Origin of the sequence: Asanoa sp. NPDC050611 (genome assembly GCF_040654855.1) — a bacterium.
GTDB lineage: Bacteria > Actinomycetota > Actinomycetes > Mycobacteriales > Micromonosporaceae > Asanoa.
Genome location: NZ_JBFAIU010000298.1, coordinates 1 through 9,458, shown reverse-complemented (window position 1 = coordinate 9,458; position 9,458 = coordinate 1). Strand labels below are relative to the sequence as shown.

Here is a 9,458-nt window from a genome sequence, read left to right as displayed (position 1 = left end):
GCGTTACAGCAGCTCGGCGTCGTGGACGAGGAGAGCGACCTGGACGCGGTTGTTGAGATCGAGCTTGGTGAGTATGTGTGAAATGTGGGCTTTCACGGTGGCCACGCTCATGAACAGCTCGCCCGCGATCTCGGCGTTGGACTTGCCGTGCCCGACGGCGATTGCGACCTCGCGTTCGCGTTCGCTGAGCTGATGCAGTGCCGTGGTGGCGTGTCGTCGCCGGGCGGCGGCGCCGGTGTCGCTGAGATGGGCGATGAGCTGTCGGGTCACGGTCGGCGACAGGATGGGTTCGCCGGCTGCGACCCGCGATATCGCGCGCAGGATCTCGGCGGGTGGGGTGTGTTTGAGCAGGAAGCCGCTGGCCCCGGCGCGCAGGGCGCGCAGGACGTACTCGTCGGCGCCGAAGGTGGTCAGGACGATGACCTCGGGTGGGTCGGGTCGGGCACGCAGCTGTTCGGTGGCGGCGAGGCCGTCGAGGGTGGGCATGCGGATGTCCATCAGCACCACGTCCGGGGCGTATACGTCGACGGCGGCGGCTACTTCGCTTCCGTCGCCGGCCTCGCCCACCACGGTCAGGTCGGCTGAGCCGCCGATGACCATCGCCAGGCCGGCCCGCACGAGCGGGTCGTCGTCGACGACGAGGACCCGCACCGCTGCGTTCACGTTCGCTCCTTCTCTCTGCCCAGCCGGGCCACGGACCGACGCTGGCCGCGATCAGAGGGTAGGCCACGGTAGCCAGGCCCAGAGCCGGAACTCACCGGCCGGGGTGGGTCCGTGTTCGAGGCGTCCGCCGGCGAGGACGGCCCGTTCGGTGAGCCCGATGAGGCCCATGCCGGCGCCGGGAATTGCGGTCCCACCGCCGGTGCCCATCGGGCACGGGTTGCGGATCTCGACGGTTACGCCGTCGCCCGGGGTTGCCCGGACGGTGACGGCCACCTCGCCGTCGGGGGCGTGCTTGCGGGCGTTGGTCAGCCCTTCCTGCACGATCCGGTACGCGCTGCGCCCCACACCAGCCGGCACGGCGGCAAGCGCATCGGTCTGAAAGTCGAGCCGCACCGTCATCCCGGCGCGCCGCGACTGGTCGACGAGGTCAGGGAGGTCGGCCAGAGTGGGCTGCGGCCGTTCTGGCGTCTCGTCGGACCGGTCGACACCGGTGCGGAGGACGCCGATCACCTCCCGAAGGTCCTCCAGCGCCTGGTACGCGCTGTCGCGAACCACCCCGGCGGCACGGGCGACCTCCTCGGGTGCGGCGTCGGGGGTTAGCTCCAGCGCCCCGGCGTGCAGGCTCAGCAGGGACAGGCGGTGGGCGAGCACGTCGTGCATCTCCCGGGCGATCCGGTTGCGTTCGCCCTGGCGGGCTTCGGCGACCCGCAGCTCCTGTTCGGCCTCGACGCGCCTAGCCCGTTCCCGCAGCGACTGGCGCCGGGCCCGTACGAACATGCCCCAGGCGAGCACCGCGACGCCGGAGACGGCGCCCAGCAGGATCTGCGACGGGGACCCGACTGGGACGTCGGGCCGGGCCCGCAGCGTCAGGAACGGTACCAGCGCGCACCCAGCCGCGATCGGGGCGACCACCGCGAAGCGCCGGTGCACCGCGACGGTGAACAGCGCGATGAGCGCCGCGCCCCCGGCGGACGTCGCGTAGATGCTGACCAGACCCGCGGCCACGGCGAGGCCGACCGGCCAGCGCCGGCGCAGCCACACACCCAGACTGCACAGGCTGCCGAGGACGACGTCGACGGTGAGCGGGACCGGCGCGATGTGCTGCGCGCGGCTGTCGGCCAGGGTCAGCGCCACCACGCCGATGGCCAGCAGGAAACAGGTGGCGTCGACCACCCGGCCGCGGCCCGTGCGCCCGGCCGGGCGTACCGGATCGTGGTCAGCATCGCTGATCACGCCCGCCGGTGCCGGGCTCCGATCCTGTGGGTCCGCCGGGGCCATCATGATCAAACGGTACGGCCGGGTCGGCCCCACGGCATCCGACCAAAGTCGAACCCGAGGTGTAGACCTTCGGCCCACCACCATCGGCTTTGGCTCGTAGTGGCGTATCCGGCCCCTCCAGCAATCTGTTCCACATCACCGGAACGGACGGCCCAACAAAACCTCCGAAACGGCATTCCGATTATTCCTGCGCCAACGAATGACGTGGAGTTACGCCGATCATCCGACCGCGACGAAGGAGTGAGTGATGAGATCACCGCATAACCCTGCCACCGCGCTGGAATCCCTGCACGTGCCCGTGAGCGCGGCAGCGGCAACGACAGGGCCGACCCCGACCCGAGCGTTCCGAGAGCGGGTCGTGGGCGCGACGGCTATCGCGTTGGCAGCGTCGGTGGCGATCCAGAACGCGGTGGTGATCTCGGCTGGAGCGCCAAGCTACGGGGACCCGATCAAGAAGGTGCTCGCCTTCCACGCGGAGCACCGGGTCGCGGTCGCGATCGCGGTCGGCCTGGAGGCGCTGAACCTGCCGCTGCTGCTCGGGTTCCTGACCGGTCTCCACGGGCTCGTCGAGCGCCGCGGGCGTGCGGGCGCAGACTGGGCGCGCCTTGCAGTGGCCGCAGGCGCGACCCTCTCGGCAGTCTTTGCGCTCTACGCCGTCCTGTGGAACGGTGTCGTGTTGTCCGCCGGCGAGCTCGCCGAGCCAAGCCGGGAGTTCCAGCTCGCCTGGCAATTGCATGCAGCAGCCTTCGCGTTGGCGCTGCCGGCGCTCGGCACCACATTCATCGGCGCTGCGCTGGCGGCGCATGCGGGCCAGCTGACGCCGCCATGGCAGCGTCTGCTCGCAGTGGCCGGGGGAGGCCTGCTGCTCGCCGCCGGGGCGGCCAACCTCGCGATCGCGGACGGCTCAGGGCTCATCTTCGTGGGGTTGCCCGGCTACGCCGCCTGGCTCGTGTGGCTGCTCGCGACCGGCGTGCGGCTGGTGCGCGCTCGAACAGCTGACCGTCCTGACGACGCATCGACCTCCGACGAGGAGAGATGATGGGAACCGACATCGAGGCAGCTGCGGTCGCCGCAGCGCTTGGGGCGTTCGCCGGCCGTGCGCGGGGGGTGCGATTGCCGATGCCGCGCTCGAGTTCGAGGGGAGCGGTAGTGGGCGGTCTAGGTAGCAGCGGCGGGCTGCTCCGCCCTGGGCGGCAAGGCGGGCGAGCGCTCGCCTTGAGGCCGCCGCACGGTCCGCAGCGGGATAGCTGATGGCCGGCGCGGACGTCACGTCGGGGTCGACCGTGACCAGCTCAATCGCGGTATACGCAGAACCTGCTCACGAACGGTCCGGTGTCCGCGCGGGGCCCGGCAGACATCACGCGGGCCGACGGATCCATCCTCATCTGCCGCGATGCGCATTCACGCCGACGTCGACGCAGCCGTTTAGTCGGCGCTGGGAAGGGACTCTTCCCAGCGCCGTAGCCGCTCGTGGGCCTTCTCCAGGTACGTCGCCCCAGGGACGGTTCCGCCACCGCACTCCTCGGCGAGGTACCGCTGCTCGGCGCTGAGGATCGCCAAGAGCGGATCCGGGCCGCTCGCGTAATCAGGCCACAGGACCGTGCCGTCGCGCCGGACTATATCGACTGCAAACGCGTCGCGGTGCCCACGAACATGAAGAGACAGGCCGCCGCCCGCCACGACGGCTTGCGCATCTTCCACGAGCCCGTGATCTCTGGTAGCCATGTACACAAGGATGCCCCGCATATCGGGATCCCCTCACATGCCTGGCATCCTCTCCTGGCGCGAGGCGCGGTCGCGAGAACTCTGTGAGGCCCGGTTGTGTGGATGAAGCGCGAACGCGGATGTTTTCGGTCTACTGCTCGACCAGCAGCTCGCTGGCCCAGCCGCGCATGTGTCGTGCGACGACTTCACGTACGTTGAGGGTTGGGTTGGATGGTCGGTCAGGTCAGGAGCACGGCATCGTCGAGGATGAGCGGCGACCATGTCGCCGCCCCGGTCGTGCCGTGTTTGGGGTCGACGCCGATGAACCGGCAGCCGCCGACGCGGGTGAAGGTGTGCCGGGCGGTCCAGTCGACGGTCGACCGCTGGCGGATCCGTTCGCCGCACTGCCAGGTCTCTCGCCGGTAGTTCACGATGGTCGAGTGGCCGTGGACCTGGCTGAACGGGACGGGTACGCCGGCGTCCAGCCAGGACTGGTAGACGTCCGGGCCGGCTTCCGCCCACAGTGGCCCCCGGTCATTCCAGAGCAGCGGCTCCGGTCTGGTGTTGAGCAGGTCCGCCGCCGTGCTGGCGGTCACCGGCGCGCCCAGGTCCTGCCACGCCTGGACGCTCAGGCCGGCATGGGTGATCAGAAGTTCCTCGCCCTCGGCGGTACGCACCGCGGCAGCTACCCGCAGCCACTCCTTCATCCACCACGCTCGCAGCAGCTCGGCGTTGCCCGGCGTCAGTTGCTGTGGCCAGAAGGGCTCGCTGCCAAGGTACTGCGACTCGTGGTTGCCGATCAGCTGTATCCAGCCGCCCGGGCCCGCGTCCAGCCGCTGCTGGACGAACGCGAGCACAGCCGAGCTGTCCGGACCCCGGTCGATCAGGTCACCAACCTGGATCACCAGCGTGCCAGGATCCTCGAGCATCGGTCCGATCACCGCGATGAGCTGATCGGCGCACCCACCAACATCGCCAACGATCACGATCTTCGCCATGCCGCCTCCGTGCCCCGACAGTAGCGCCATCGACATGACCGCAACGACATCCGCTCATGCCGCGAAGCGGGTTGTATCGCGGCGCCCGTTGCCCGCGGTTGAAGGCTCCTGCTTGAACTTGTCGGGTTGTAACGGTAGCTCTGGTGGGGTGGCGTGGTGGTCAAGTTGTTGCCTCATCAGGTGCACTTGTTGCGGCGGATCGCTGCCGACGAGGCGTACCCGCATTGACGTCGGCGAGGTTCCTGCGGCTGCAGAAGTTCCCGTCGCGTCGGGCGACGCCTTGGGACTTGTTTCGCTCAAGAAGCAGAATCTCGACGGCGTGCGCGAGCTGATCGAATCAGGCCGCCGACTCGCCGCGGCTGCTCGGCGAGGTGCCGCCCTCGGGCGGCGACGGGAACAGGGGTGTAATCAGAGCGGCTTTGTCCAGCAGGCGATCGGCGTACATGATCCATCCGACAATCGACACCAAAGCGACCCCTCCGCCCATCCCAGCGGCGAGACCGATCGGTGGGTCGACGGCGACATCGATCGCGAGTGCGGCGGCCGCCCCGCCGACGACGCTGTTGATCACGGCGATCGCGGTGGAGAAAGCGAAGTACGGCTTGCGGCCCTCGGCCGGCAGGCCCATGTTGGCGAACACCCCGCTGCCGTCATCATGCCCGGAGAGCAGGAACAGGTTGGCACGATCGCCGGCCACTTCTTGGTAGTAGTGCCGGATCCGGTTGATCGCCAGGCCGTAGCGGAAGTCCTCGGCGCCGCATTCGACCAGCCGGATGAAGGTCACAACCCCGAGCAGGTACAGGGTCGGCAGCATCGTGAGCGCAAACACGAAGAACACATGGCCGAGCTCGGAGACTTGGCCGATGAACCCGAGTGCGACAAGGGCACTGGAGACGGCAACGAGGTACACAGAGGCCCGGGCCGAGCTTTCGCTCATGGTCTGCGACCGGGCACCCTGTAACGTGAAGTGTTCGGTGCTCAGGGCAGTCAGTAACTGCTGCGGATCCGGCGCGTCCGCTCGGTCCCGAGCGTCCGGGCTCTCGTCGACCCGTTGGCTCATGCTCAACTCCTAGTAGCTCTCTTTTGGACGGCCGATCCTGGCATCCGGCAAAAGATCGGTGCCTGCCAGGCCCATCCGGTGAGGCCGGCTTCTGGAGCGCCCTGCCGACCAGCGCAGGGTAACGCCGGCCGCAGGACCCCGCTGACCACAGCCTGGCCCCGGCGCCGGTGCCCAGATCACGGCCACCATCGTTGACGCGCTGCTGCTACTCACGAGCCCGTGAGGCCTCGTGATCGACCAGGTACTAACCCCAAGGTGGCCACAATGGATGTTCACGAGGTTCACGAGCTGTAATGCCAACAACGCGCGACTTGCGAGCCGAATGTTTCGGTTCCTTCGCCGCTCGCCAGGTCAGCTCCGGGCGCCGGCCACCACCACAATCCGCGGCGAAAGCCTGACGTCATCGCTTTTCTTCCCGTACGACCTCGTAGCTCAGGTGCGTCGCGCGGGGTGACTCGGTGACGTCACGCTGGACCAGGCTCGTCGGCCCGGAGACCTCGAACAGCCGGGTGCCACCGCCGAGCACCAGCGGGGACAGATGGATGCGCAGCTCGTCGACCAGCCCGGCGGCGAGGCACTGGTCGATGACGTTCGCTCCGCCCATGACGAAGACGTCCTTGTCGCCCGCAGCGACTCGGGCCTGGTCGACGGCCGCAGCCACGCCCTCGGTCACGAAGCGGAACCTGGACGCGAGCCGTACTGTGGCGGGCGGTTCGTGGGTGACGACGTAGCAGGGCGGCGGGTCCGACTGGTCCTGGTCGTGCCCGTATCCGACCTCCTCGTTCCAGCCGTGCGGACCGTCCACGATGTCGTACAGCCGCCGCCCCATCACCACGGCACCGGTCTGCGCGAAGCTGCGCGCCAGTGCTGCTTCGTCGACCGGGGAACGGGGCTCCTCGAGCACCCACGCGTGGATCGCCTCGCCGCCGATGCCGAGGCCGTGCTCCTGGTCGACGCCGCGTGCGGTGACATATCCGTCCAACGACATCGAGATGTCCGCGATCACCTTGCTCATGTTGCTCCTCCGGGGTCAAGCGGCGGTGCGGTTCAGGTAGACGACGGCGGGGCCGGGCGGGAACGGCGAGTTGAACGCGATCGCGTCGTCCTGCTCGACGGTCAGCACGTCGCTCGCCGTCGTGTCGCGGGTGGTGACGTCGAACCATTCGACCTGGTACGTGCCGGCCCGCAGGTCGACGGTGAAGGTTCCGCCCTCCGGCTGCAGCACGAGGTACTCCGCGCCGGGGTTGGCCAAGGCGTAGCCGGTCGACGCGAGGTCGCGCCGCGGGTGCATGTCGATCAGGCCCATTCGCTCGGCGTACCGGCGGGTGTCGCCCATCGCCCAACGCGCCGGCTCGTAGTACGCGAACGGCGGCAGGCCCGTCTCGGAGGGTGACCCGGCCGCGGGTTCGAGTCCGGCGATCAGGCCGAAGTCCATGAGGATCGGGTGGTGGCCGCGCACGAACGACTTCCACGCCCAGAGCGCGTCGCCCTGCCCGGGTGCGTAGTGGTCCGTGTCGCTGATGACCACCTTGATGCCGTCGGCGATCGGCGGGTCGGCGTACCAGCGCGATGGTGGGGAGCCCGGCGCCATCGGATGGCCGCCGCCCGCGAAGATCTCGTCGTCGTAGCCCGGCGAGATCCATTCCGCGCGGCTGCCCAGCAGCGGATCGTTCACCTTGGTCTGCTCCGCCACCGGGAACTGCATGGTCATGCCGATCGGGTGCGGGTCGTAGCCGCGGGCCGCCTCGTGCCGCTTGACCGTATCGATGACCCAATACTGCCATTCGGTCGAGTTGCCCCACGTCGGTGCCTGCGCCATGCCCAGCATCGCGGCGAACTCCTCGGTGGCGGTGCCGTCGCCGGACGATTCGTTGGCCACCTCCCACAGCACGTTGGGCAGGTCGTGGAGGGTGTCGACGACCTTGCGGACGTACGCCTCCTGAAGCGCCTCGACGCGCGGGTGCAGCGGCAGGACCTGCAGGTCGTTGATCGAGCCCGCCGCGATGCCGTTGACGTTGTTGCCGGCATGGAACGGGTGGCCCTCGATGTGGTCCGGCGATGGGCTGAGGTGCAGGGCCCAGCCGTCGAACAGCATGACACCGACGTAGATGCCCGCCTCAACGGCCGTTGTGACCCGGGTGCGGAGGCGCTGGAAGAAGCCGTCGTCGAACCGCTCCAGGTCGAAGCGGGGCAGCCCGTCCTTCGCGGTGCCCGGCCCGGTCCGCGCCCACGGCTGCGGTGTCATGTTGAGGTGGTAGTTCCCGCCCGCCGCCTGGGAGCGGATCTGCTCCCAGCGCCAGAGCCGGATGAAGTTGTGCCCGCGTTCGGTGAGGAACCGCAGGTAGGCGGAGTAGTCCATGCGCTCCGGTTCGGGCGGGCTGTCGGGCCCGGGACCCATGCCGTCGTGCAGGTTGTTCCAGATGTGCGACCCGGTCAGGTAGACGGCCCGGCCGGCGGCGGGCCCCGCGGTCGGCGTGAAATAGCGGGGGTTGCGGGTGGAGACAACGAGCGGTCCGTCCGCTCGCATGGGTGTCGACGTCATGATCTTCACATCCTCGGGTAGGTCGCCTTCGGTGAAGCTTCCGCCCTGCGGGGGCGCGGATCATCTGCCAAGTGGCCGATGCCGCCGCCGCAGGTGGCCGATGGCCGGCCGATCCCTGGCACAGTGTGTCCATGCGCGACGAGCAGACCGTTGCCGCCCCCGCCCGGGCGCCGAACAACCTCGTAGCGCCGCTGACGTCGTTCGTCGGGCGCCACCGGGAGATCGAAGCCGCGGCGGGGCTGCTCGCGCGCCACCGGTTGGTGACGCTGACCGGGCCCGGCGGTGCGGGCAAGACGCGGCTGGCGGCGCAGGTCGCCACCCGGCAGTCGGATCGGCAACCCGACGGCGTCTGGTGGGTCGACCTCGCCGCGGTCGGTGCCGGCGCACCGACGGCCTCGGTGGCGGAGGCCGTCGCCGAAGCGGTCGGCGCGCCGGTCGTCGACGGACGCGTCCGCACGCTCTGTACGCATCTGGCCGGGTGGCGGTCGCTGCTGTGCCTCGACAACGCCGAACACCTCCTGGACGGGGTCGCCACCACAGTGGAGGCGATTCTGCGTGCCTGCCCGACCATCACCCTGCTGATCACGAGCCGCGAGCCGTTGCGCGTACCGGGTGAGGCGGTATTGGGTGTTCCGCCCTTGTCCGACGACGACGCGCTGTCGCTGTTCGTCGATCGGGCGCGCCTCGCGCAGCCCTCGTTCGCACTCGACGCGACCAACGAGACCGCCATCCGCTCGATTGCGGCGCACCTGGACGGGATACCGCTGGCGCTGGAACTGGCCGCGGCGTGGTTGCGCGCCCTCACCCCACAACAGGTCGAGGCAGGCCTGGACGACCGGTTCTCGCTGCTCGTTCGCGGTCCCCGCGGCGCGCTGCGGCGGCAGCGCACGCTCGCCGGCTCGATCGAATGGAGCTACGCCCTGCTCGACGAGACCGACCGGACGGTGTTTCGCCGACTCGCCGTCTTCCCCGGGACCTTCGGGCTCGCGGCGGCGCGGGCGCTCTGCTCCGGTGCACCGGTGACCACCGGCGAGGTTCTCCCGGCCCTCGGCCGGCTCGTGGACAAGTCGCTGGTAGTGGCGGACGTAGAGGCCGATGAGTCGCGCTACCGGCTGCTGGAGACGATCCGCGTCTTCGCCGCGGCCCGCCTGGTGGAGGCTTCGAGCACCTGGACCCGCAGCGCACCTACACCGTCAACTCGAAGGCGCTGCAG

9 protein-coding genes are annotated in these 9,458 nt (G+C 69.6%); 2 read left to right on the top strand and 7 right to left on the bottom strand.

Annotated features, from left to right (window positions below; genetic code table 11):
* Positions 1 to 3: 3 nt before the first annotated feature.
* Positions 4 to 663, bottom strand: coding sequence for a response regulator transcription factor (locus AB0H87_RS32275; protein ID WP_360154240.1), 660 nt, complete (start codon positions 661 to 663; stop codon positions 4 to 6).
* 51 nt (positions 664 to 714) lie between these two features.
* A complete protein-coding gene (locus AB0H87_RS32270; RefSeq protein WP_360154237.1) occupies positions 715 to 1,944 on the bottom strand; it encodes a histidine kinase in 1,230 nt (409 codons plus the stop codon).
* A 244-nt stretch (positions 1,945 to 2,188) separates the two neighbouring features.
* Here AB0H87_RS32270 and AB0H87_RS32265 point away from each other — a divergent pair, with 244 nt between their 5' ends.
* Positions 2,189 to 2,980: a hypothetical protein gene (locus AB0H87_RS32265; RefSeq protein ID WP_360154234.1), complete on the top strand. Its 792-nt coding sequence runs from the start codon at positions 2,189 to 2,191 to the stop codon at positions 2,978 to 2,980.
* A gap of 386 nt (positions 2,981 to 3,366) precedes the next feature.
* Here the strand turns inward: AB0H87_RS32265 and AB0H87_RS32260 are convergent, their stop codons facing one another.
* From AB0H87_RS32260 to AB0H87_RS32240, 5 genes are all read right to left on the bottom strand, one after another.
* Positions 3,367 to 3,501: a hypothetical protein gene (locus AB0H87_RS32260; protein ID WP_360154231.1), complete on the bottom strand. Its 135-nt coding sequence runs from the start codon at positions 3,499 to 3,501 to the stop codon at positions 3,367 to 3,369.
* Positions 3,502 to 3,884: 383 nt separating this feature from the next.
* Positions 3,885 to 4,643, bottom strand: a complete 759-nt coding sequence (locus AB0H87_RS32255) for a metallophosphoesterase (protein WP_360154228.1) — start codon at positions 4,641 to 4,643, stop codon at positions 3,885 to 3,887.
* A gap of 337 nt (positions 4,644 to 4,980) precedes the next feature.
* Entirely contained in the window at positions 4,981 to 5,703 is a 723-nt protein-coding gene (locus AB0H87_RS32250) for a hypothetical protein (protein WP_360154225.1), read from the bottom strand.
* Positions 5,704 to 6,103: 400 nt separating this feature from the next.
* Positions 6,104 to 6,718 carry a dihydrofolate reductase family protein gene (locus AB0H87_RS32245; protein WP_360154222.1) on the bottom strand — a complete coding sequence of 205 codons (615 nt, stop codon included), beginning with the start codon at positions 6,716 to 6,718 and terminating at the stop codon, positions 6,104 to 6,106.
* A gap of 15 nt (positions 6,719 to 6,733) precedes the next feature.
* Positions 6,734 to 8,245 carry a hypothetical protein gene (locus AB0H87_RS32240; protein WP_360154219.1) on the bottom strand — a complete coding sequence of 504 codons (1,512 nt, stop codon included), beginning with the start codon at positions 8,243 to 8,245 and terminating at the stop codon, positions 6,734 to 6,736.
* 131 nt (positions 8,246 to 8,376) lie between these two features.
* Between AB0H87_RS32240 and AB0H87_RS32235 the strand changes: the two genes are divergently transcribed.
* Positions 8,377 to 9,458, top strand: a 1,082-nt coding sequence (locus AB0H87_RS32235; protein ID WP_360154216.1) for an NB-ARC domain-containing protein, incomplete at its 3' end; no start/stop codon positions are given.